General features: G+C 55.8%; 18 protein-coding genes. 13 read left to right on the top strand and 5 right to left on the bottom strand.

Features of this window, described 5'->3' with window-relative positions; translation table 11 throughout:
* Complete coding sequence (dnaE, locus tag FRD01_RS15415) at positions 1–3,561, bottom strand: DNA polymerase III subunit alpha (RefSeq protein ID WP_146961168.1); 3,561 nt, start codon at positions 3,559–3,561, stop codon at positions 1–3.
* 111 nt (positions 3,562–3,672) lie between these two features.
* On the opposite strand from dnaE, the gene FRD01_RS15410 reads away from it, so the two are divergent.
* Positions 3,673–5,364 carry a GspE/PulE family protein gene (locus FRD01_RS15410; RefSeq protein WP_146961166.1) on the top strand — a complete coding sequence of 564 codons (1,692 nt, stop codon included), beginning with the start codon at positions 3,673–3,675 and terminating at the stop codon, positions 5,362–5,364.
* Positions 5,365–5,375: 11 nt separating this feature from the next.
* Here the strand turns inward: FRD01_RS15410 and FRD01_RS15405 are convergent, their stop codons facing one another.
* Positions 5,376–6,224 (bottom strand): fructosamine kinase family protein, encoded by an 849-nt coding sequence (locus FRD01_RS15405; protein ID WP_146961164.1) that lies wholly within the window; start codon positions 6,222–6,224, stop codon positions 5,376–5,378.
* A gap of 178 nt (positions 6,225–6,402) precedes the next feature.
* Here FRD01_RS15405 and FRD01_RS15400 point away from each other — a divergent pair, with 178 nt between their 5' ends.
* Together FRD01_RS15400 and FRD01_RS15395 are read left to right on the top strand one after the other, a co-directional pair.
* Positions 6,403–7,875, top strand: a complete 1,473-nt coding sequence (locus FRD01_RS15400) for an ATP-binding cassette domain-containing protein (RefSeq protein ID WP_146961162.1) — start codon at positions 6,403–6,405, stop codon at positions 7,873–7,875.
* 74 nt (positions 7,876–7,949) lie between these two features.
* Positions 7,950–8,873, top strand: a complete 924-nt coding sequence (locus tag FRD01_RS15395; protein ID WP_146961160.1) for a coiled-coil domain-containing protein — start codon at positions 7,950–7,952, stop codon at positions 8,871–8,873.
* A gap of 6 nt (positions 8,874–8,879) precedes the next feature.
* On the opposite strand, the gene FRD01_RS15390 is transcribed toward FRD01_RS15395, so the two are convergent.
* The 3 genes from FRD01_RS15390 to FRD01_RS15380 form a co-directional block, all read right to left on the bottom strand.
* On the bottom strand, positions 8,880–12,305 hold the full coding sequence (locus FRD01_RS15390; protein WP_146961159.1) for an Ig-like domain-containing protein: 3,426 nt from the start codon (positions 12,303–12,305) through the stop codon (positions 8,880–8,882).
* 103 nt (positions 12,306–12,408) lie between these two features.
* A complete protein-coding gene (locus tag FRD01_RS15385; protein ID WP_146961157.1) occupies positions 12,409–13,158 on the bottom strand; it encodes an SDR family NAD(P)-dependent oxidoreductase in 750 nt (249 codons plus the stop codon).
* A gap of 8 nt (positions 13,159–13,166) precedes the next feature.
* Positions 13,167–15,026, bottom strand: coding sequence for a 3-dehydroquinate synthase family protein (locus FRD01_RS15380; RefSeq protein ID WP_249755659.1), 1,860 nt, complete (start codon positions 15,024–15,026; stop codon positions 13,167–13,169).
* 169 nt (positions 15,027–15,195) lie between these two features.
* Between FRD01_RS15380 and FRD01_RS15375 the strand changes: the two genes are divergently transcribed.
* The 10 genes from FRD01_RS15375 (at position 15,196) to FRD01_RS15330 (ending at position 24,639) form a co-directional block, all read left to right on the top strand.
* Positions 15,196–15,834: a hypothetical protein gene (locus FRD01_RS15375; RefSeq protein ID WP_146961154.1), complete on the top strand. Its 639-nt coding sequence runs from the start codon at positions 15,196–15,198 to the stop codon at positions 15,832–15,834.
* 6 nt (positions 15,835–15,840) lie between these two features.
* On the top strand, positions 15,841–16,452 hold the full coding sequence (locus FRD01_RS15370; RefSeq protein WP_146961152.1) for a hypothetical protein: 612 nt from the start codon (positions 15,841–15,843) through the stop codon (positions 16,450–16,452).
* A 75-nt stretch (positions 16,453–16,527) separates the two neighbouring features.
* Positions 16,528–17,106 carry an RNA polymerase sigma factor gene (locus FRD01_RS15365; RefSeq protein WP_146961150.1) on the top strand — a complete coding sequence of 193 codons (579 nt, stop codon included), beginning with the start codon at positions 16,528–16,530 and terminating at the stop codon, positions 17,104–17,106.
* Between the two features lie 6 nt (positions 17,107–17,112).
* Positions 17,113–17,517, top strand: coding sequence for an anti-sigma factor family protein (locus tag FRD01_RS15360; RefSeq protein WP_146961148.1), 405 nt, complete (start codon positions 17,113–17,115; stop codon positions 17,515–17,517).
* A gap of 47 nt (positions 17,518–17,564) precedes the next feature.
* Positions 17,565–18,506 (top strand): hypothetical protein, encoded by a 942-nt coding sequence (locus FRD01_RS15355; RefSeq protein WP_146961146.1) that lies wholly within the window; start codon positions 17,565–17,567, stop codon positions 18,504–18,506.
* Between the two features lie 2 nt (positions 18,507–18,508).
* A complete protein-coding gene (locus FRD01_RS15350) occupies positions 18,509–20,065 on the top strand; it encodes an ArnT family glycosyltransferase (RefSeq protein ID WP_146961145.1) in 1,557 nt (518 codons plus the stop codon).
* A 20-nt stretch (positions 20,066–20,085) separates the two neighbouring features.
* Complete coding sequence (locus tag FRD01_RS15345) at positions 20,086–20,430, top strand: chemotaxis protein CheW (RefSeq protein WP_146961143.1); 345 nt, start codon at positions 20,086–20,088, stop codon at positions 20,428–20,430.
* Positions 20,427–21,557 carry a methyl-accepting chemotaxis protein gene (locus FRD01_RS15340; RefSeq protein ID WP_146961141.1) on the top strand — a complete coding sequence of 377 codons (1,131 nt, stop codon included), beginning with the start codon at positions 20,427–20,429 and terminating at the stop codon, positions 21,555–21,557. Before FRD01_RS15345 ends, FRD01_RS15340 begins: the two co-directional genes overlap by 4 nt.
* Positions 21,554–23,587 (top strand): hybrid sensor histidine kinase/response regulator, encoded by a 2,034-nt coding sequence (locus FRD01_RS15335; protein ID WP_146961139.1) that lies wholly within the window; start codon positions 21,554–21,556, stop codon positions 23,585–23,587. Before FRD01_RS15340 ends, FRD01_RS15335 begins: the two co-directional genes overlap by 4 nt.
* Positions 23,584–24,639 (top strand): hemolysin family protein, encoded by a 1,056-nt coding sequence (locus FRD01_RS15330; protein WP_146961137.1) that lies wholly within the window; start codon positions 23,584–23,586, stop codon positions 24,637–24,639. Before FRD01_RS15335 ends, FRD01_RS15330 begins: the two co-directional genes overlap by 4 nt.
* The last annotated feature ends 4 nt before the right edge of the window (positions 24,640–24,643 follow it).

Genomic DNA, 24,643 nt, shown 5'->3' with positions numbered 1-24,643 from the left:
CTACGCCATCGTCACAATCGAACGCCGAAAGACCCTCTCAACGTTCATCAAGAATTCGTCTGTGGGGTCCACCCAGAATTGTTCAGAGAGGCTGAGTTCCACACGGCCTTGCCCGTGTTCGCGGTCAAGGCACATGGCGAGGCTTGTCTGACATGTGCCAGCGTGGTCTCGAAGAAGTTGCTGCACTTTCTCGAGCTCCCCGTTCTTGACCTCAGAAACGTTGATCTCAAGCTTCACCTTGGTCACCCGCTCGCGCCGGGCTTCGGCCATCTGCACAAAACTCTCAGCACGAACCTTGCGTTGTTTGGCGTCACCATCCCCGTCTTCAAACACGGATCCTTTGACCAGAAGCGGCTGCCCGGACTTGATGGTCTCCTCGTACTCCGCAAAAACCGAGGCGAACACAAGGACCTCAACCGCACCCGACTTATCCTCAAACTGAAGGAATGCCATACGACCGTTGCCGCTCTTGAGCGGTCGCTCGCGATATTCCGTAATCACGCCAGCCACTGCCACCGTATCGCGGTTGTTCCCGTACTGAACGATCTGAGCCGCTGCTGTGACCCCGTAGAGGCCGACTTCTCGGTCAAACCGATCTAGGGGATGCCCGGTCACGTAGAACCCAAGGAGCGTCTTCTCAGAGTCCAGAATCTCCGTGTCCGAAAGCGCCGGAACGTCCGGGAACGAGACTTCTAAGAACGTCTCCTGCGCCGCGGGCGCCATCATTCCAAAGAGGCTCGACTGCCCTACAGCCTTGTCGTGTTGTGCCTTAGAGCCCTGGTCAACGGCCTGGTCAATCACGGCCACCATCTGCGCGCGGGCGAGGGCAATATCACCGATATAGAGCGAGCCGTCGTGCGGCCCAACCGAGTCAAACGCCCCACAACGCACCAGCGTCTCAAGCGTGCGTTTATTGAGCTTCTTCGAGTCCACACGAGCACAGAAATCAAAGATATTCTTAAACCTACCACCCTCGTTCCGCGTCTCGACGATCGTCTCGATCACCGCTGCTCCAACACCCTTGATAGCACCGAGTCCGAAGCGAATCTTGCCCTCGACCACACCGAAATCGAGCCCGGATTCGTTGACGTCGGGAGGCAAAACATCGATCCCCATGCCTTTAGCTTCGTTGATGAATCGAACGATTTTATCCGTGTTATCACGGTCGTTCGTCATCAGAGCCGCCATGAATTCCACTTCGTAATGGCATTTCAAATACGCGGTTTGATAGGTGATGAGCGCGTATGCGGCCGAGTGCGACTTGTTGAAGCCGTAGCCCGCGAAGAACTCCATCAGTTCGAAGATCTCTTCCGCTTTGCGTGTTTCAACCTCGAGTTTCTCGGCGCCTTCAATGAAAATAGCCTTTTGTTTGGCCATTTCCTCAGGCTTCTTCTTGCCCATCGCGCGCCGCAAAATATCGGCGCCACCGAGCGTATAGCCCGCCATCACCTGCGCCGTACGCATCACCTGTTCCTGATAGACCATCACACCATACGTAGGTTTGAGCGTTTCCTCGAGCCATGGGTGCGGGTACTCCACGCGCTTTCGCCCGTGTTTGCGGTCCACGAAATCGTCCACCATGCCCGAGCCGAGCGGTCCCGGACGGTAGAGCGCCACCGCAGCCACGATATCCTCAAAGCAGTCGGGCTTGAGCTTGATAAGGAGTTCTTGGAAACCCGAGGACTCTAGCTGGAAGACACCCGTGGTATTTCCGGCAGAAATCAACTTGTAGACCGACGGATCGTCGAGCGGAATAGTCCGAATATCAAAGGGCTCTTCACCACGGATGCCGCGCTGGTGATTGATAAGCCGCACCGCGTCGTCCACCACCGTGAGCGTCTTGAGTCCCAAGAAGTCGAACTTCACAAGGCCCGCTTCCTCAACCTCGTTCTTCGCAAACTGCGTGACAATCTCGCCGTTTGCGCCACGACAAATCGGGACGTAATCCCAGAGTACGCCCTCGGAAATCACCACACCCGCCGCGTGGATGCCCGCCTGACGGTTGAGGTTTTCGAGCGAGAGCGCGATATCAAAGAGGTCTTTGACGGCGGGCTCGGCGTCGCACATCTCCTGGAGACGAGGCTCCTTTTTGAGTGCGTCCTCAAGCGAGATTCCGAGCTCTTCAGGGACGAGCTTTGCGATACGGTCCGTCTCTCCAAAACTAAAGTTCAGCGCACGCCCAACGTCGCGGATACAGGCACGCGCCTTGAGCTGCCCGTAGGTGATAATCTGGCCCACGTTATGCTGCCCGTACTTCTCGGTGACGTACTGAATGACCTCGAGGCGCCTGTTCATGCAGAAGTCGATATCGAAGTCCGGCATCGAGACGCGCTCAGGATTCAAGAAGCGCTCGAAGAGAAGTTCGTAAGGAATTGGGTCGATATCTGTAATCGACATCGCGTACGCAACCAGTGAGCCGGCACCCGAACCGCGACCTGGCCCAACCGGAATTCCGTTTTCTTTGGCCCAGTTGATGAAGTCCCAAACGATGAGGAAGTATCCTGGGAAGTCCATATTGCAAATCACGTCGAGCTCAACCTCGAGGCGTTCGCGATACTCGTCCTCATCAACCGCCTTGCCTATGGAACTAAACTCATCGAAACGCGCCTGCAAACCCTCACGCGAAATGAACTTGAAGTACTCCCGGATACCGACCTTGATGTCGGTTATCTCACCGGACTTCAAGAACTCCTCTGGCACGTCGTATTGCGGTAAAAAGACTTGCCCAAGCGGGATTTCGAGGTCGCACATCTCGGCGATCTTGACCGTATTTGAAATGGCCTCAGGCACGTGGCTAAACGCCTGAATCATCTCGTCGGGACTTCTCACATAGAGCTGGTCTACACCGTGTTCGAGCACCCGCTCCAAATCCACCGATTTCCCAAGCTGAATACACATTAGAACCGCATGGGCCCTTGCGTCCTCACGATTGAGGTAATGACAATCGCTCGTCGCAACCAATGGAATTCCAAGCTCCTCGCCGATTTGAATGAGCTCCTCATTGCACTTGCGTTGCTCATCGAGCGCGTTGTCCATGAGCTCGAGGTAATAGTGGTCCGGCCCAAGCAGGTCGCGATACTTGGTCGCCGTTTCACGCGCCTGTGCGAGCTCCCCGCGCAGAATCTGCTGGTTGACCTCACCGCCGAGGTCCCCGCTGAGAACGATCAAGCCCTCATGATGCTGACTTAAGAGCTCAAAATCTATCCGCGGCGTGTTCGTGCGCTCATGAAGGCCATAGAGCCACCCGTACGAATTCAGGAGCATCAGATTCTTATAGCCTTTGAGGTTCTGGGCGAGCACGGTGAGGTGATAGCTCTTAGGGTCTGTGCTCTCGGTGTAAGGCTGCAGGGTGACGTACATCTCACAGCCGATAATCGACTTGAGCCCCTTCTTTTTCGCCGCCTTTTGGAAGTCCACAGCACCGTACAAATTGCCGTGGTCTGTCATCGCCACGGCTCCCATCCCCATCTCTTTGACTTTGGACATCAAGTCCGGAATGCGAAGCGCACCGTCGAGAAGCGAATACTGAGTATGGACGTGGAGATGAACAAACTGAGACATAGCATTGACCTGATTTGAAGCTGCGATACTCTACACCTGTCCGGCCATAAAACCAAGGTCAACCCACGCCATCCTCCCACGTCAGACCTCCCCGAAAACGGCTAAAAACCCATGATTGCTAAAGATCTTTTGCTCCAAGAAATCCAAAAAATGCGCGAGATTTCGCCCGCCGCGATTCAGGACGCAAAGGCCCACGCACAAGCCGCAAAAACCAGCGTGATCGACGAACTCATTCACGCTGGAGCAATCTCAGAAATGGACTTTTTGGACGCGGCTTCAAAGCTCCACAAGATCCCTATCGCCAGAGCCGACGAAGTCCTCAATGAGGTAGACCAGTCGGTCATCGGCGTGCTCCCCATGACCTATATGGAGCACGAAGAAGTGGTCCCGATCCGACTCGAAAAGAAGGTGGCTGTGGTCGCAGCAACACACCCCTTTGCACCCTTCGAAGAGGTCTCGCTCGCCATGGGCGCCGTTCAAACTCGGCGATTGCTGGTCACACACACTGATTTCAAGCGGATTCTCTCCCTCGCAAAGCTCGCACGCGAAGGCCAATCCACCCAAGATCTCCCTCAGGTAAAGCCAGAAGACCTCCTCGAAAGCTCCCAGTATCACTCGCGAATGGTCGACCTCTTTGAAGGCATCTTGCTCGATGCTATCGGCGCCAGAGCCAGTGATATTCACCTCGAGAAGTACGAAGACCAGGTCAAGCTACGCTACCGCGTCGACGGTCACCTCGAAGAAGTTCGACGCATCACAATCTCAGCGATGGAGCTACGCGGCATCGTCAACGTGGTGAAAATCAACGCCAACATGGACATCACCGAAAAGCGCCTGCCTCAAGGTGGACGCATGCGAAGGCGTGCCCACAATACGATTTTCGACCTGAGAATCCAGACCCAGCCTTCGCTCTATGGCGAGCACCTTGTGATCCGCCTTTTGCCGCAAAACAAGAAGGTGCTCACGGTCGAGGACCTTGGCTTTCAAGAATCGGAAGCGGCGCGCTATCGCCGGGTTCTAAACAGCCCGCAAGGCCTCATCTTGGTGGTCGGCCCTACGGGCTCTGGGAAATCCACCACTCTCTACGCGGGGCTCATGGAGCTCGCCCAAGACCCATCGATCAAGATCATTACGGTCGAAGACCCCATCGAGTATGCAATTGCTGGCGTTCAGCAAACCCAGGTCAATTCCGAAATCGGCTTCAACTTTGCGGACGCGATGCGCGCCTTTGTGCGCGAAGACCCCGACGTTATTTTGGTGGGCGAAATCCGAGACCACGAAACCGCGCTCGAGGCGATTCGCGCGTCACAGACAGGGCACTTGGTGCTCTCCACCCTTCACTGCAACGACGCTGTGGACGCGGTCCAACGCCTCTTCGACCTCGAGATTCACCCCAATTCCCTCGCTTCCGAACTAATCGCGGTGGTCGCGCAGCGCCTGGTACGCAGAATTTGTGAGCATTGCCGCGAACCCGCCGAACCTGACCCAGAGATCCTCTCGGAACTCTTCTCCGGCGAAGTGCCTCAACATTTCAAATGTTTCCGGGGAAAGGGATGCGCGCGTTGCGAAGGGAAAGGAACCCGCGGCCGGATTGCCACCTTCGAATTCCTGCGCGTCGACGAAGCTTTTCGCCAGGGAATCTCGCGCCAACTGACCGTAGATGACCTGCGCCATATCGGATACAAGTCGGGACTCAAACCAATCCGAAATCACCTCATCGAACTCGTCTTGCGCGGCATCACGCCGCTAGACGAAGTCCCCAAAACACTCTCCATTGAACAAATGGCACCGCACCCCATGTAACGACCAACACTTCAAAGACGAAGCAGTTTTGAAACACTACCCATCAGCTGGGCACGATACGAGCCGCCAAACAACCGCACATGAACCAGGAGTGGATAGACATTGTAGAGCTCTTTTCTCCACTCCCAGAAGCCCTCAGCGATCGGCATCAACTCGCTGTAGACTTTGTAGAACCGCGGCGAAAACGTAGAGAACAAGGTGGAAAACGCGAGTTCGATCTCGGCATCCGCAAAATAGATCGCGGGGTCGACCAGGCCAGCAACTCTTCCCTGATTGAACAGGATGTTGCCGCCCCAAAGATCCCCGTGAATCAGCCTCGGTGTGGACTCAGCCGGCAATAGTTCGGGCAGTTTAGAGATCAAATCCTCCACCGCATCAATCTCACGCGGCCCCAGTTGCCCATGATTTGAGCACTCAGTTGCCATGTGGCGAAGTCGGTGCTCACCAAAAAACTCAACCCAGCTCTTGGTCCATGGATTGGGCTGATGAAGCCCGCCGATGAGCGTATCGAACTCAAAACCGAACGCGTCAGCTTCGATGTTGTGTAGACCCGCAAGCATAGCCGCCGCCGAGTCTTCTGCCTTGGCGCCACTATCTCCATCGTTCTCAACATACGTCATGACGAGCAGTCCATCCTCGCAAACCAATACCTCGGGCAGCTCAAGAGCCGTTTGGGTCCCAAGATATCGGAGCATTTGCGATTCTATGCCCAGCTTTTCTGGCGAATCGACCTTGATCACAACCCATTCAGACCCCAACTGAGCGCGATAGACTTGAGACACGGAACCACCGTGGAGACCCGTGATATGGCGCGGAGCCACTCCCATCAGTCGTTCAATATTTTGGGCAAGTCTATTCATGGCGTGATCCGGTGGATTGCATTTTTGGCGAGAAGCGGGCAGAATGCTTCACATGGTTCCGCTGAAACTCTCATTCTGCCGAGCCATTTCGAGTCCTCATAGCCCAAAGGTGTCATGCGCTAAAACCTTTAAAAGACGTGTTTTCAATTCAACTTGAAATTGTTTTTTGGAGGTTGCTATGTCCGGCATCACAGACGTCCGTCTTGTGGACGTTTCTTTTTCATATCCCCAACAAAGCTCGTTACTACAACATCTAAACCTGCATTTTTCTTCAGGTTGGACAGGCGTAGTCGGAGCCAATGGCAGCGGTAAATCCACACTGCTTCAACTGCTCACAGGCGAACTCGAACCCGTTTTGGGCCAAGTCTTACCCAAGACGCGCCGAGTCACACGGCAAGCGCAGGCCATTCCACACCAAGACGCGCTGGCCGATTTCGCCTGGGAGTTTTCTCGTCAGAGCCTCAAATGGCTCTCGATCTTCGACCTCGACCCGGAATCGTTCTCTCGCTGGGAAACGCTCTCGGCCGGAGAGCGCCGACGGTGGCAACTCGCCGAAGTCCTTAGCCGACCAAACGACGTACTCATTCTGGACGAACCCACGAATCATCTCGATGCGCGTGGAAAGGAGGTCTTGCTCGAGGCAATGCGCTCGTTCAGAGGCGTAGGAATCGTGGTGTCGCATGACCGTGACCTCCTCGACCGTGGCACGAATCATACCGTTCGACTGTATCGGGGCACCGCCGTTCAATGGACGGGCTCGTATTCCGATGCGCGCCCATTCTGGCAAGAGCAGGCACGTCTTGAAGTAGAAGCCCTGAATCGAGCACAGGACGAGGCAAGGGCGGCCCAGAAACTCCTGAACCAAACGCGAGCGCAACACGAGAGTTCAAAATTGAGTCTGTGCGCCAAGCATCGCATGAAGGGCGTCAAAGACTCCGACGCCAGGGGAATGTTGGCCAAGGGGTGCGCAGAATCTGCCGAAGCCCGAATCGGGCGAAGTGCCGGCGTGCTCAGCCGAGAGGTTCAAAGACTCAATCGGGAGCTTGAGGACTTGCCTCGACCCGAAAAGTCCAGGGAGATTAGAATTGATACTGGGGACTACAAGAAAGTATTGGCGGAATTCGATATCGGCGACGAACTCTGGTTCAAACAATTCGAGGACCAGGACCAAGGTCCAAGTATTTTGCGAGTATCCGGAGATTCGCGATTCTGGGTTAAAGGCGAAAATGGATGCGGCAAATCCACTCTCTTGAGAAGACTAGTAGCGGAACTTCGAATCCCAAAGGATGAGCTGATTTGGATTGAACAAGAACCCGACCGCGCTCAGGTTTTTTCCATGGCAAAGGATCACGGAGGCGATGCGCGCAGCAAGATGCTTCATACCGCCGCCGCCCTCGGGTTTGATGTCGAAATCTTCCTCAACGACCTTCCCGCTTCACCAGGTCAGCTTAGAAAGCTTGCGATGGCTGAAGGACTAGTCCGGCAACCTGCCTTAATCGTGTTGGACGAGCCCACCAACGACCTCGATATCGAGGCCATCGAGAAGTTCGAGAGCGCTCTAGAAGATTTTGGGGGATCACTTGTGGTGGTCACCCACGATCTTCAGTTTGCGAAAAATCTGGGCCTCACGCCACTCGAGACACTTTTTTGAGAAAATTTCGCAACACTTCGGCAAATCGTCCGAAAATATGGGTAACCACTTTCCCATTCAGGAGGAGGGAACCTATGTCAGACTTACACAACTTCGATATAAGATATCCGCATCAGTTCTGGTTCTTGGCGATTCTGCGAGCCTTTATCCCAGAGCTTTCAACCAACACCCAAAAGGGTCGCCGCCGCGTGAATGCTTCGTTTGCAGCTAAATCTCCGATCAGTTTCTGGGGAGATTTGGCAATGTACCTGGCTCAGCGCGAAGTTCTCGTGGAGCATTTTTCAGACGCGCCGGGAATTGGTGATCTTGCTAGAAGTTGGCTAAAGCTCGCGACGACGGTTGAGAGGTTCACCTCGATTCGTATCAAGGACCGGCCTCATCCATTTGTCCCCGCCATGGTCATTGTGTGTTACCGAAAACCTTCAGACATTCTTCGGACTCCCCACCTTTTTCATGGCACGGGCACACCAGGAATCTGGCGTTTTGGATCACCGGAGTTTGGACCCATTTTGCTCATTGTTGCCACAGAATTGCCAAACGTTCCGAGGTACCAGTGGCTGCGCCGATCAGCGCGCATCCCAAGTAGCGGCGAGGATTTTGTTGATTCGTTGGAGTTGCTATCGCGGACCAAAAACCTTAGAGTCGAAGCCAAGAAAAAGCTAATGGAGGACATGATGAAAATCGGGGATAACGACAAGAACATAGACAAAGATCGCGCTATCAACATCATTCAGGCGCTGCGAGAAGAGTTCGCCGTTGATGACGCGGAACGTGAGGAGCACAGGCGCACTAGGGAGGAACTCGCGGCAACCAAGGAGAAGTTGGCTGCGACCGAGGCCGAGCTCGCCGCAACAAAGGCCGAGCTCGCCGCAACAAAGGCCGAGCTCGCCGCAACAAAGGCCGAGCTCGCCGCAACAAAGGCCGAGCTCGCCGCAACAAAGGCTGCGTTGGACGAGTTGAGGGAAGAGTTTCGAAAGTTCAGAGACGAGTCGAAGTAGCCTCGGCTAGCTTCGACGGCGTCGCAGAACGACCAAGCCCAACAAGAGCATGAGTGTCGGAGCAAACCCTTTCGAGCCAGCTTGGGCACAACCCCCGCCTTCCAAGATTAGCGCAGTCGATGGCTCTGGCTCTGGTTCGACATTACCATCCGTATCCACCGTAAAGGTCACGGAATCACTGGTCTCGACGCCGTTCTCACCGGTAGCTGTGACCGTAATCGTATAGTCTCCGTCTGGAAGTTCGGAGGTCGGAGTGGCTGAGAAATTGCCGTCTTGGTCGACAGTCGGGGTTAAGGTTTCAACCTCATTCCCATCAGCATCAGTGATCACAATCACAATTGTCGCACCCGGCGTAGTAGTGCCACGAATCTCAGGAGTATTCTCTTCCACCGTGCCCTCGTCCTCAGGCGTAGAAATCACCAACTCTGGTGCTTCACTAAACACGGTAAACGTCACTGGATCAGCACTCCCCGTGTTTCCGACTGAATCCGTTGCCGTCACCGACGCCGTGTATTCACCGTCGTTGAGAGGAGCCGTTGTTGCAGTCCAATCACCGTTCTCATCAGCAATGACCTCGATCGTTTCAACTTCTTCGCCATCGGCGTTCTCGATAATGATCGAAACCGTTGCTCCTGCCTCGCTCGTGCCGCTTACAACGACCTCCCGTTCGGTCACGACCTCTTCAACTTCAGGTGTAACCACCACCACCTCGGGTGCCGTGAGATCCACCGTAAACGTGCTGGTCGTACTCGCCTCATTTCCGGCTTCATCACTTGTCGTTGCACTCACCGTGTAGGTACCTTCCGCCAACTGGGTAGTGGTCGAGGAAAACGTTCCATCCGTAGAATCAACGCTCGCGGTGAAGACTTCGATTCCTTGGTCGTCTCTAACGACGATCACGACTTCTCCATCCTCGTCTGTCGTACCACTAATCATCACAGTGGGTGTACCAACTGTGGCGCCGTCAGCCGGCGATACCAGGGCAATCACGGGGGCGGTGGTATCTATCGTAAACGTGGACGTCACCGTCGACTCGTTACCGGCAGCATCGCTAGTGCTTGCAGTGATCACGTAAGTGCCTTCCGAGAGTGCAGTAGCGATATCTTGGGTCCAAGTTCCATCTGTGGCTTCGACATCATCCAAGGTCGTCACGGTCCCGTTCTCATCCGTCAGAGTAATCGAAACGGTCACACCTTGCTCAGCCGTTCCACCCACGGCGGCAGGCGCAGTTGAGCTAATCGCCCCATCGAGAGGCGTAGCAATCGCGAGCGCGGGAGGCGTGGTGTCAACGGTGATTGCGACTGTGTCCACACTTGAGTTTCCAGCGGCATCGCTGGTCTCGGCGGTAATGACAACCTCACCTTCAGGGAGGACAGGAGAAGTCAACGTCCAGTTGCCAGACGCATCCGCTACGGCGGTCTCCTGACCGATGGTGCCCGATGCGTTGGTGAACGTAACAACCACACTGAGCCCAGGTTCCGTGGTTCCGCTTACAGTTTGTGTCGAGGCATTTGTGAGTGTGCCGTCTGCGGGCGTGACGATCGCCACAGCCGGTGCGACCGTGTCTACCGTGACCCCATTGGGGCCTGCCGTCGCACTATTGGTCGCCTCGTCCGTAGCTTCCGCGCTAACGCTGTAGGTTCCATCTGCAAGCCCTGGCACCGTTACTGTGAAGTTGCCATTTGAGTCTACGGTCGCTGGCCCATCGAACACCACACCAGCACTATCGGAAACCACGACCTGCACAGTGGCACCTGGCTCAGTCGTTCCGGTCACTACGATGTCGCTTGAGTTCGTGATGGTGCCATCTGCTGGAGTAGTCAGAACCACTGCAGGAGGCGTCGTGTCCACACTAAACCCAGCGCTATTAGTGGCTGTGTTGGTCGAACTATCCGTCACCACTACAACTACGGTGTAGTCGCCGTCAGCCAAAGCGTCGGGTTGAACAGAAAACGCCCCGGTTGCGTCGGCCGTCGTTGTCACCGCAAAGATAGGAGTACCTTGCGAATCATTGATCGTAACGCTTACGCCCGCATTGGGCTCCGTGGCACCCGTCACAGGAGGCTGGGTATTGTTCGTGACGCTGCCGTCCAGCGGCGTCTGAAGGAAGACTACCGTTGCATCTAGATAATCTGGGACGCCATCCTGATCGGCGTCCACCGTTTCATCTGCATCGAGAATTCCGTCACCATCGGAGTCGGTGTCAAGCCAGTTCGGGCTATTGTCTGCGTCCGGGTCGTTGCCGTGCACAGCACCGTCCGCAATCTCGGTTGCAGTTGGAATTCCGTCGCCGTCGTCGTCGGGATCGAGGGCATTGATGACATTGTCCGAATTCGTGTCGAGCCCACTTTCGGCATCCTCTCCGGCCACGCATACATTGGCCACATCAATAACCCCGTCGCACAAACCGTCACGATCGGTGTCAGCCGAGTCAGGGTCCGTTCCAATCGAAATCTCTTGTGCGTCAGTGATGCCATCGCCGTCCGCGTCGGCCGTTGAACTACCGGAGCGCAGGCCGTTGATTGCAAGCACTTTCACGAAGAGATAATCGTCTTGTGAAGGCTGATTGAATGTAAAGCCGACCTGAGTGCTTCCGTCGGCGATGAGGGCGGAGATATCATAGAGTTCATCATCACGGCCAGGCGCCGTGATCGGAGTATCGAGATCATCACCGAACCCTCCCATCGTTATCAACGCTCCGTTTGCGCCGACGCCATCATCCCAATGCCCAGCACAGCTGGTCAGACGAGTAGCGTTCACGTCCACGTCAAAGCGCTGACTCGAGGTAGGATTGCATTGATCGCGATCAGAGTTGTTTCCCTGAAAACTAAACCCGATTCCAAGACTCAAAATCGCCTGGTAGTCGGCCGCACTCGTATCAACTGGAAACTGAAGTGGAACCTGCAAAGTTGAGGCACCAAAGGGTTGCTCTCCGTCATAGACCGTGATCGTCGTGACCGGCGAATTTGGGTTGCTGTAGATGGCGACCAGTGCCACACCTTCGATGCCGGTCGGGTCATTTCCGACTACAAAAGAGGTCGTTCCGCCGTTTGACCCGACTTTGGCACGAACTTGAGCAGTAACGTCCCCTCTAGCAGACCAGAATGTGGATACTGAGTCGGGAAGGTTCTCGGTAATGACGGGGACGAGATCGAGCAGAACCGTCCGATCCAACAACGATCCAGCCGTGCCGTTGCCAACCACGTAGAGGTAGGCCTGTTCCACCGTGGACCCTGCTGGAAGATCAAGCTCCAGCAGACCACCAGGAGCCGTCTGCCCCAGAGCGTCGGAAGCAAAACCGCCTCGCCCCGAGAATGTCGCTGGAAGATCAGAGTCCGGCTGTACCAATTGTAATTGAGCGGCCGCAGGCGATGCAACGAGCAATCCAATGAGCATCAACAAGACGCTCAGCAAACGAGACGAATGATTCATAACTAACCTCAAACTGCAATCAAATATAAGCTATGAGTTCTAAACCTAGCGCTAGCACTACTCCACTCAACTTCAAAATGTTTTCGTGCACCGAGGTGATTATCTAGAACTCCCCTCCCGAGATATTGATGGCTTGACCTGTTATGGCACCGGCCTCTTCCGAAGCGAGCCAGAGGATCATCGCGGCACATTCTTCGGGAGCTACGAAACGTCCAATTGGAATCCCAGACTCAGCCTCGGCTCTCAAGTCCTTGGGCTCAATGCCTCGACGAATCGCGGTGTCCACGATGTTTTGAGCGGACATTTCGGTTGCCACCCAGCCCGGACAAATCGCGTTCGCCGTAATCCGGCGCGGTGCAAGTTCGAGCGCCACCGACTTCGTAAGTCCGTTTAAACCGTGCTTCGAGGCGGAGTAGGCTTGGTGCGCCGCGCGTCCCCGAACCCCCAAGCCCGAGCTCACAGTCACGATACGCCCGGCATCACGTATTCGCGCCGCGGCCGCCCTTATGACATTGTACGCACCGTTGAGATTGATTGAGATGGTTTGGTCCCAAACCTCGTCGGACTCAGGGCTCTCAAGGGTCGCCTCGAGGCAAATCCCGTGATTGACCACCAGCACATCTAAGGCTTCTAGGCCCGAAAAGAAGGCGTCGACCGCACCCCGGTCCGCCACGTCCACGCCCGAAATCAGGAATCGTCCGTCCGCCAAATCACCGAGCCCCGCCCGAGCCGCCTCAAGCTTTGGTAGGCTTCTTCCGAGTCCCCAAACGACATACCCTGCCTCTAAGAAGGCCCGAGCCGTTGCCAGGCCGATTCCACTTCCTGCACCTGTAATCACTGCGACTTTCGACACATTTCACCTCAAGCAAAAGAGCGACTCAACGCCTCACGTAGGACCTCGTCAGGCACAGGAATCACAAACTCATCCGCGACCTGCCAGAGCTCCCCGATACCACTTAAGAGCGCCATTCGAGTACCTTCGACCAGGTAGCGTTTATTAAATCGTGCGGCGTCCAGAATCTGATCCACTTTGATATGGGGCGGAATATGAATCGGAAGACCATATTTCTGAATCACCTCGCGGTGTTGGCGAACCACCTCGTCGGAGCACCCTCCGAGTAGATTCGAGACATGTGCCGCCACGTGCATCCCAATCCCTACAGCCTGCCCGTGACTAAGCTCGTAGCTCGACAGGAACTCGATAGGATGCCCCATGGTATGGCCGTACTGAAGAACCATACCTTGCCGTTTTTCTTGCGGGTCCACAGCCATGATCTCGCATTTCAGCTCAACATTCTTACGAACCACAGTCTCAAGGAAATCCAGGTCATCATGTTTGCCAGAATAGCCCATCAAGTAGTCAAAATAAGACGCATCTTGACCAAGCGCATGCTTGACCACTTCCGACAAACCGTCAGGAATTCGCCAATCCTCCAGCGTGCTGAGCGCTTCAACATCCACAACAATTCGAGTCGGTGCGTAGTAGGCGCCAACAAGGTTCTTGCCGCGCGAACCGTTCAGCCCCTGCTTATGCGAGATCGCCGCATCACACTGCGCCATCAAAGTCGTGGGGAAATGGATCAAATGAACGCCTCGGTAGAGTGTCGAGGCAATGAACCCGGCTAGATTGCAAACCACGCCTCCGCCAAGACTCACAATCACACTTCGCTCGTCGATTCCTTCCCCGAGCACCCGCTCTACCACACGGTTGTAATTCTGAAGGGACTTCGATTCCTCACCGTCAGGCGTCACCACCAGATGGATATCATAGCCAATCTTGCGAAGCCTCCCCACAAACTCGGCACCATAGATGGAGTTGACCGTCTCATCGGTAATGACCCAAATCGGCGATGATGCGCACTCGTCCGGAATGAAATGGAGCTCGTCCGGTCGGCGAACCCACCCGCGGCCGATCAGCACCTCGGTTGGAGTCGACTTACCGGTATGGAACACGGCAGCGGGCTCCGCCGAAGACCCAGTGGCTACCGATGCATGCGTGACCTGTTGTGCCCGGCGTTTTGCGCGCTGCCACATCTCGGCGCGCACCAAATCCGATGGCGTGTCCACGTCCAACCAGAAGCCGCTAACTTCAATAGCATGGACCTGATTTTTGGCGGCGAGCAACCGAAGTCCGTGGCTGAGATCCACGTGCCCGTCGCGTGTGCGCAACGCCTCGTCAAGCGCATCAAAGAGCTCGGGGGTCGCGTGGAAAAGGCCGGCATCCACACCATTGTAGCCTTCAAGACCCTGACCAATTCCGTCCACAACGCCATTGTCCACATGTACCCGAACTGCCGTGTCCAGGTCGACATCAGGCCCGGGTTTCGTGTCCACCAACATACTCACACCACGCGCCTTTGCCGCGCAAACAGTGCCAATCACCGCGTCGTCAAAAACATGGTCCGCCATGGCGAGCACGAACGGCTCTTGTACGGACTTACGCGCAGCAAGCAAGGACGCCGCAAGACCGCGCTCCCACTCGGCACGCACAAACTCCACCTGAATCTTGAGTCCTGGGTATGCCGCGAGCTTTCGCACCACCTCATCGGCGCGATATCCTACCACAACCACGGCACGCTCTATGCCGCTCGCCTCGAGCTGCCTCAGCGTACGCACAATCAGCGGCACGCCTCCCACGGGCACGAGCGGTTTGGGCTGGTTAATCTGGTCGAGCCGTTGGCCTCGGCCTGCGGCGGGAATCAATGCTAGTCGTGTACTCACAAATCGCCTCGTTGGGAGAGTCCCAAGGGGTATAGCGAGCACGCGTCAGAAGTCAATCCATCGGCTCATTCATTGTTCAGGGTCAGAGAGATTCAGACTTGCCGGCTCGATCAAAGTGAAATAGCTTCCGCAAAATCTTAATAGTTCACTCTTTTTATTGGAGTTTCTCGTGCGTAATCTGCGTGTTCTTGGCCTCTTGTGCCTCCTTGCTCTCTCTACTGCTTGTGTGGGTTCAACCACCTACCATACGGCCACCCCAATCGAAGAAGGCACCATAGAGATCGGTGTGATGCCGGGTCTCTATGGCGTTGTAGCGGACGGAACTAGCGCGACCCTTCCGAATCTTGAGTTTGGAATTCGTACCGGCCTCACAGAGAACATGGACCTCGGCGTTAAGATTAACGGCCTAACGCTGACTACAGACTTGAACATCGCGGTGATCAACGAGCCCACTTTCGCCTTCTCGGTCGACCCAGCACTGACGGTCTTCTACTTCGGCGCAGGCGAGGCGAGCTTCCTTTGGACGTTCGCAACCCTTGGATTGCTGGCCGACGTGGTCAAAACTCCTGGCTTCACCCTCACGGCGGGTCTGAAGCCAGGTTTCGTCTATATCTCAGTGAGTGGCGAAGACGAAGACAATGAAGAAATCTCAGCCGCCGGAAATGGCTTCACCGTGGGTGCTACGATTGGAGCAAAGTTCAAGCTCTCCAAGAATTTCGCGCTCATGCCTAGCTTTGACGTGCTCACGCCGGTCGAGAACTTCGGCGAGGGTCTCATCTTCAATGCTGGTATAGGCTTGCTCTTCTGATTGGCTATGCACCTTCTCCACTTCCGAATTTGGGTGGGTCTAGCGCTGGCACTGACGCTGGTCGCCTGTGCTTCGCCGACTTACCATAGTGCTACACCGATTGCGGAAGACGCGTTTAATGTCGGGGTGGGACTCGCCGTGCGCGGTTATGTCGGCCCTAACGACCACCTCATCGAGCCTGCACCTGAGATTATCCTGCGCAAAGGCATCTCTGAGAACTCTGATCTCGGGGCCCGCGTCGGCGGGAATATCGGCGTCGACTGGAACTGGGCGTTCATCAACTCGCCTGATTTCGCACTCTCCCTCAATATCGCGGCTACCCTTACCCTTCCGGCGTTTCCCGGCGGATATGTGGGACTTCTGGCAGACGTGGTGAAGTCCGAAGACTTCAAACTCACACTCGGCCTCAAGCCAAGCCTCGTCATGCTCGCGCGCCCCAAAGAGGGCACCGATGTATTCGGCAATCGCGACGGCTACTACGGGCTAGCCATCGCCGGCATGGTAGGCGCAAAATTCGACCTCGGACGGTTTGTGCTGATGCCCTCAGTCAATATCTACGCCCCAATTGAATCCGATGAACGCCTCGACTTTGCAGCTGGTGTGGGATTCTACTTCTAATCAGAACACGAGTCATGGAACTTCCATCTCTCGCAGAACTCTGTACTAATGCGCACTCCTCCGAGGCGGATTTGAATGTCCCTAAGTGATAGAAAACTCGTTCGCAATTTGCGAAGGCGCGACGAAGACGCGTTCCGCGAGCTCGTACGAGTCTATCAACACCGCGTGTTCAACATCGTCTACCGAATCCTTGGAGACCGTGAAGAAGCGGAGGACGTGGCCCAGGAGGTATTTGTGGCCATTTTCAAACATATCGACTCATTCCGAGGGGACGCCAAATTCTCCACCTGGGTCTATCGCATCGCCACCAACCAGGCGCGAAACCGACTCAAATACCACGCGAGACGGCATCGTAGAGACCATCAGAACTACGAGGACGCCCCGGAATCCGCGCATCAAGACTCAGACTTCGCGGGCACGATTCCTCAGCCAGAAGACGCCGTGCTCGGGCGCGAACTCGAAAAAATCATCCAGGAAGGGCTCGCTGAGCTCGGGGAAATTCACCGCACGATTATCGTGTTAAGAGATGTGGAGCACCTCTCGTATCAAGAGATTGCCGAAATCGTTGAGCTGCCAGAAGGCACCGTAAAAAGTAGACTCTTTCGGGCGCGAGTGGCGTTGAAAGAATATGTAGAAAAGCGCTACGATTCGTGAGGATGTATGGAAGCTTTACTCGACATAGAATGCACTGAGGATGAGCTGCTCTTCAACGCGTACCTCGACGGCGAGCTTAGTCCCGATGAGGTCCGAGAGTTCAAAGAGCGCTTGCTCCGAGAGCCTGAGTTCAAGCGGGAGTGGGAGGAGTTTTCTCAAGTGATGGGTGGCCTGCACGCTCTGCCCATGGAGTTTGCCCCAAACGACTTCGTGGACAAGGTACAATCGCGGATTCGCACGCGCTCACGCGGGGCGTTTTTCGCCGAAAGCATCCTTTTTAGACAACGCGCACCGTACGAAGTGGTGGCCGTGGTGATGCTGATCGTGATGGCATCGGCCTATTTGCTCCTCGGCGCGCCTCACGATACGCAGATGCGAGACCTCGTGGAGCCTCCCACGCTTGAACCCTAGCAAAGTTGTGGCATGATGCCGGCCTCAAACCGTCAAAGAGAGGCCACATGCGCGCGTTCTTATTCCTTAGTGCACTTCTGGTGGGATGTTCTTCAAGCCCGCCCCCCGTCGACGATTCACCGGTTGCGGAAACCTCCGTAGAGCCGGAAAGAGCGGCCCCGGAACCCATCCGACACGTCGAAGGTCGAGCCGGTTTTTCCTGGGAGCCTCCAGGCGGCTGGAACATGATCACAACCCAGGAATCGCCGTACTACGTCGCGCAAGCGCCTTCCGAAGACGGGTTCGTCTCCAATATCAATATCTCGCCCGGTGACTACTCAGGAGATATGGAGACGTATTTTCAGCTCTCGGTGGACCAACTCAAGGCGATGTACCCAGAAATGGTCTTCGAGACCCAAGACACCACCAGAAACGTTCCCAAATTGGTGACCGTGAACGAGTTCGAACCTGGCGTTAAGATTCGGCAGTTCTTCTACTTTCTCAATGCGCCCGAGCGAAGCAAAGTTTACGTGATGGTGTGTACTCAGGACGCGATGAAGCCAAGCCTCGAGGCGGAGTGCGATCGCTCGGCGGACAGTTTTAAACTCCAGGATATCGTGGCCCCCAAAGCCTGGTACTCCGTGGACGTTCCTCAAGGTTGGACGAAGAAAGAAGACCCGTCCATGCAAGACGATATGTACGTCAACGCCACGACCGGATTTTCCCTCGTAATCAACCGAACGCCCTTTGAAGGAAGTGTGGACGATTTTGAAAAGGCGGCTCAGATCGATTCGTACCTTACCGTGAGTTCCACAGACACCTTCGATACCGCGGCTGGAGAGGCTAAACGACTCACGGGCATGAGTGTAGGGAACCCCGAGATTGAACAACGGATCTACTTCGTGGGAGTGCCGGGTTCCGTCATCATGATGGTTTGCACAAAGCCCCCCAAGACCACCGAAATGGAGCTCTGTGAAAAGGCCGTCTCTTCCTTCAGCCTGCTCCCGTAACCATGAAGACACGTCTCGCGCTCGCCGCATTATTCCTTGCGCACACGTTGATCACCCTGCATGAAATCGGCTCGCGATTTCTCGTGGGTCATCACGGGTGGAACGCTTCGATGCGAAGCATCATCGCAAAGAACTACGTCACGCACGGCCTGCTCGAGACCAAGTTTTTGCCCTACAAAACCATCTGGACCACTGCCGCCCCAGACGGCCCGATTCACTGGAACCACCCACCTGCCATCAACCTGATGACCGCGGCGTCTTTCGGGATTTTCGGCGAGCATGAATGGGCGGCAAGGCTGCCAGTGGTCCTTGCATCCTTAGGCCTCTTCTTCGCGTTTTGGTTCTACGGGCGCACACTCAGCGCCACCGACGAGCGCCGAGTGCTCCTCGGCCTAACCACCGTAGCGGTCTTCGTCTTCACCCCCATTCAAATGCTCTTTGGAAATATGGTGAACTACGAGCCCCCAATCCTTCTCTGCGCGATGCTCGGCTGGGTAGCCTTTCAGCACCAGCGCAACGCGCTCGGAATCTTGGCCTTTGTAGCCGCCGTTTTCATCGACTGGTCGGCGTGTTTTGTGGCTGCTGGCGCTGGTTTCGCCCTACTTCTTCAGCGAAAACCCAAAGCATTTCTGGGCCTAGGGGCCGCCACCACCGCCATGTTTCTGAGCCTCTTCGCGTGGTTGCATCTCAACGCAACGGGCAAAGGGCTCTTCGGCCTCGGGGACCGGCGCGCAAGTGGTGTGACCTACGAAAAACTCTTCGACCTTCTAGCCGCTCGAATCGAGGTCCTCTACGGCTGGCCGTTGATTCTTCTGGCGGCGCTGGGCCTCGTGGTGCAGCTCGTGCGGCTACGTCCAGACCCCGTTGTTGTGACGTTCTTGGTGGGGCCAATTGCCTACTTCCTGACCTTCAAACAGGCAGCCGTAGTCCACAATTTTTACCTTCTCCTGACCATGCCGGCGTTTGTTGTGAGCGCCGCCATCGGGATCAGGCTCCTCATTGAACTCACGGACTGGATTGACCCAAGGTTGCCGGCCGTTGCGGCCCTCGTACTCTGTGCGGGCGTGTTGTGGAATGCCCATGATTCGTGGCCAGAACAGCATCTGCGACGCTACTCCATCGAGTCCGCCTCAAAGCCTCCAAGTTTCCCGCGTATGGGACGCCTCCACGAAATCGAGGTCTTTCGTTGGGTCAACCAGCATTCGGAGCCTGACGATGGGGTCGCCCTGCACTCAGGGATTCGACCTTCGATTCAAGCCCGATACTACCTCTGGCGGCCGTACAAGATGCGCTACCCCAGGGTGGCAAAGCCCAAGAATGACGAGTACCGCTTCCTAATCATGGCCCGGCGGCACCTGAAAACTCCGGACAGGATGCGCAAAGACGCGCAGATTCTCTGGGCGGGCGACTATGTCGTCTTGGATTTTGAGAACGCTGGGAAGCCCGATATTCGCCTCGCGTACAGAGAAATCGAGGCCCCGTGGTGGCACCATCATTTTGTAAGTTCGCTCTATCCGGCCTTTGAGACCGATACCCTGCCCTATGGCAAGAAGCGATGACGTAGGGTAAGGTAGGCCCGATGGACCCGGACCCGAATCTAAACCGCCTTCATTTCAGCTTAGGTGAGCGACGTTACTCGTTGCTCGCCCGCTACGTCACACATGTTGAGCGAACCACGACCCTGACCGCAATTCCCGGGGTTCCGGCGCATATTCGTGGCGTGATGATGCATCAGAGACGCGCCCTTGCTGTGGTGGATTTGAGCACCTTTCTCGGCCAGCCCACAAGCATCGCTGAGCACCTACTCTTGGTCAGACACGAAGAACTTGAAGCTGGAATACTCGTATCGCAAGTGCATGGCGTGCTCGAAGGTGATGCGGAAGAATTGGATATTATGAAAATATTGGAAGAGGCCTCGATATGAAGATTTGGTTGGTCCTAATCCTATTAGAGGCCGTGGTTTTTGGACTCCTCGGGGTCAGGGCCGCTCAGCTCGAAGACACGCTCCTAATCTTTGGAGCTGGCTTTGGCTGGTTGGTCTTAGCCACCACCACTTGGGCGTTGTTGAGCCCCTTGCGCTTTGTTCAGGCGAGCTTGCGCGACCTGAGCGCCAAAGGCGACGCGGCCACGCTCGCTCCGGCATTCGGAGAGCTCAACGACCTCGCGGAGCAAATCAATCTCCTTCGCGACCGTATGACCCGATGGACCTCGGAGTCACGAACCCTCCTCGGCAAAGCTTCAGACAAACCGGTCGAGGATCTGCTGGCCGAGTTCAGCCGCCTTTCGGGCGCACTGGGCCAGACGCTCGACTCAGTAGACCGCGCCATGCGCGCAATCGATCCCGTTCAAGCAACCACGCGCAAACTCGCGGACTCCACGCAGAGCACCTTTAAGCTCGCCGAACGCGCCCAAAACTCGGTCAGGACCATTCGTAATCGATTCGACGATCTCGACGCCAAAGGAGCTCGCATTGCCGAGCTCTCCGAGGAGATCCGAAGCGTGGTTCAGCGGCTTGATATGATCTCTCTCAATGCATCGCTCGAGGCTAGTCGCGCGGGCGAAGCAGGCAAATCATTTGCCCAGATGGCATCGGAAATTCGAGGGCTCTCCGAGCAGATTCAAGAGGCCACACGCGAGATCAAGGAGGTCGTCGCACAGGCCGCGATTGTTCAACGTGCGGGCATTGACGAGTCAGAGGCTGGTATCTCGCTCGGTGAACAACTCTCCGACTCCGCGCTCAGGATCGGCAGTGTTGCTCAACAGATCCAGACCGGTGTGGACCAATGTGCCGCCCAAATGAATGACCTCCACGACCAGTCGATGAGCGTCGAAATTTCTAGAAAGGCCGTAGAGAAATCTCTTCCGGCCCCAAAGCCGCGTTCGCGCCCAGACCATCGGCAGACGGTGGTTGGCTTAAACGCTGTGTCTGAGCCGGAGGAGACTCCGGTCCCGATCACATCAGAGCGTGAAGAACCCACCCGTGAGTTCACCCCCGAACATCTCAACGCATTTGAAGCTGCCGTAGAAGAGCTCGAAAAGGATTTGGAGTGAGCCTAGGCGCCCTCATCGAAAAATTCAGGGGCGTGGCCCTTGAACGCGTAGATAAAATGGCCTCCCTTGTGCACGAGCTCGAGGTCGAACACGACGACGAATTGCTGGACGCGCTCCTTCGCGAAACCCATACCCTAAAGGGCGAAGCGCGGATGATGAGCTTTGCCGATATCAACCTCGTCTCGCACCTCACCGAACAAGTCGCGATCGAAGGGCTGCGCTCAACGCCACGGCGCGACGACACCTTCGAAGTCTTGCACTTCGGACTCGATATCCTCAGAACTCTGCTCACAAAATCAGCAGGCGAAGCCCCCGCAGACTTGACCGGGTTTGTGGACAAGATGATGTCCTGGAGGAATCCGGGAAGCCGCAAAACCAGTGAGTTCAAACGCGTCCGAACCGGAGAGACCACGAGCCTCAACGCAAAGGCTCTCAAGGTTCGGGGGCAGACAGCCATCCGTGTGGACTTCGAGCGCCTTGAAAACCTCTCGGGTTTGAGTGGCGAAGTAAACCTCTCGGCTCGGCAGCTCGCGCATCAATTTGAGGTCACGCACCACCTGCTTCATGCGCTAAACGAAGAGGTTGAGCGCACCACAGAAGTTCTTCCACGAGCGCTAGCCAACAATCTCAAGTCCGCATTCCATCGGCTTCACGTCGGTGTGCAAGAGCTCGAGTACGAGAGCCATCAAACCCTTCACAGAGCCGCTCATCTCGAAGAAGTTGTGCAGGAACTTAGACACGTCCCGGTTGCGGAAGTGCTCAGCCACTATCCCCGTGCAGTGCGCGCCCTGGCCCTTGAAAACGCGAAGAAGATCCGGCTCGTCCACGAATTCGGAGACGTCAAAGTGGACCGCGGAATCATCACCGGACTCTCCGACCCACTCCTTCACCTTGTTCGAAACGCTGTGGATCATGGGGTTGAGTCTCCGAGCGTCCGACGTGCACAGGAAAAGCCCGAGGAAGGCGAAATCACTCTGATTTGCCAAAACCTCGGAAGCTCACTCCGCGTGGTGGTGCGGGACGATGGCGCTGGAATGGACCCCAATAGATTGCGAGAGGTAGCCATCGAGAGAGAGCTGTTGACCCCAAAAGAAGCAGCGGAGCTCAGTGACCAAGAGGCATTGCGCCTGATTTTCGAGCCCGGATTCTCCACGCGCGCGCAGGCGAGCGACCTTAGTGGGCGCGGCATCGGCATGGATGTGGTGATGCAGAAAGTTGTGGAGTTTGGTGGCTCCGTGGAAGTCGAGAGTACCCACGGCGTGGGCACAACAATCGTGCTTGAAATCCCAACCTCGAGCACCATGAACTCGGTCCTCCTTCTGGCATCAGCAGATATTTTGGTCGCCGTTGCACTGCAGGATATCGAAGAGGTCAACGCCGCTGCCGGCGGCGATGGGCTCGATATCACCGACCTCTTCAACCTACCTCCGGTCCCTACGAAGTACCGAGTCACGCTCAAGTCCGGCAAAGTCCTCCGAGCCGCACGAATCCTTGGTGAGCGACAAGCCCTAATCCGCCCCCTTGGGGCGTTTCTGGCCGGCGCAAAGCTCTGCCGTGGTATCGCACTAACCGACACCGGAGAACAGGTTCCGCTTCTGAACACCTATGCAATTTCCGAAGAGGCTTCCGAACTCAAAGTCCGGACAGAGAGAGCGTCACGAGTGCTGGTCGTAGATGACTCAGACGTAACTCGCGCGCTGATTAGAAGCATTCTTCGTGGTGCTGGATACCTGGTTTGGGAAGCGAGAGACGGTCAGCATGCCCAAGTGGTCATTGAAGAGGCGAGGCCACATCTCGTGGTCTGTGACCTTCAAATGCCAGTCATGGACGGCCTCGAATTCTTGAGATGGCTACGCCAACATTCGAGATATTCCGACATCGCCGCGCTCATGCTAACAACGCAAGCTGGCGAGCAAGACAAAGATCGCGCAAGAGACGCAGGAGCAGATGAATTCATGGGAAAACTAGATTTTGACGAGAGCAGGCTGGTGAGAAGCGTTGAGAGACTTCTGAAGAGAGCTGGCTCATGACCATGCTCATTTTCTACATCGTGCTCACTCTCGGAGTATCGTTTTTCTGCTCGATGCTCGAAGCGATGTTGCTCAGCATCACGCCATCCTATGTAGGGGCGATGGAAATCGAGAAGCCGAGCTATGGCGCGCGACTCGCCGCGCTCAAAAAGGACGTGGACCGCCCGCTGGGGGCGATTCTGGCCCTCAACACCATCGCCAATACCTTGGGAGCAGGTGGTGTGGGTGCACAGGTCCTCAAAGTCTATGGGGAACAATGGGTGGCCGCAGCCGGTATGATCCTGACCGTCGCAATCCTCTACTTCTCGGAGATCGTACCAAAAACGCTCGGAGCCAAGTTCTGGCGCCAACTTGCGCCTATCGCCACCCGTATTCTGCCGATCATGATGATCATCACCCTACCACTGGTCTGGCCCTCGAAATTCCTTGTGCGCTTGCTGGGCAAGAACGACGGGCCAGCCCTGAGTCGCGAAGAATTCTCAGCCATGGCCAATATGGCTGCCGATGAAGGCATGTTCCACGAACAGGAATCGATAATCCTTAGGAACCTTGGGAAGTTTAGCTCGTTGACTGCCAAGGACATCATGACACCACGCACGGTGATCGTCGGATTCTGCGAAGATGAAACCGTGGAAAAAGTGATGGAAGAGCTTCGGGAAAAAGAGTTCTACCAGAGATTCTCGCGCATCCCGGTCTACCAAAATGGTATCGACGAGATTTCCGGCTTTATCCACAAACACGATCTCCTCCTCAACTACGCTCACGACGAGGGTGAGGTTCAGCTGAAGGACTTTAAAAGACCCATCATGGTAATGCCGATGGTGGCAAAAATTTCTACGTTGCTGGAGAGAATGCTAGCCAAGAAAGAACACATGGTCCTCTTGGTGGATGAGTACGGGGGCACGGCGGGAATCGCCACCCTCGAGGATATCGTCGAGACCCTGCTCGGTATGGAAATTCTGGACGAGTTCGACGAAGTCGAAGACATGCGCTCTCTGGCACGCCAACAATGGAAGAAGCGCGTCGAGGCAATGGGAATCACAGAGGAGTAGTTGT

It is taken from the genome of Microvenator marinus, assembly GCF_007993755.1.
Taxonomy (GTDB): domain Bacteria; phylum Myxococcota_A; class Bradymonadia; order Bradymonadales; family Bradymonadaceae; genus Allomicrovenator; species Allomicrovenator marinus.
Note: the sequence above shows the minus strand (reverse complement) of the source record. Positions and strands in the feature narration are given on the sequence as shown.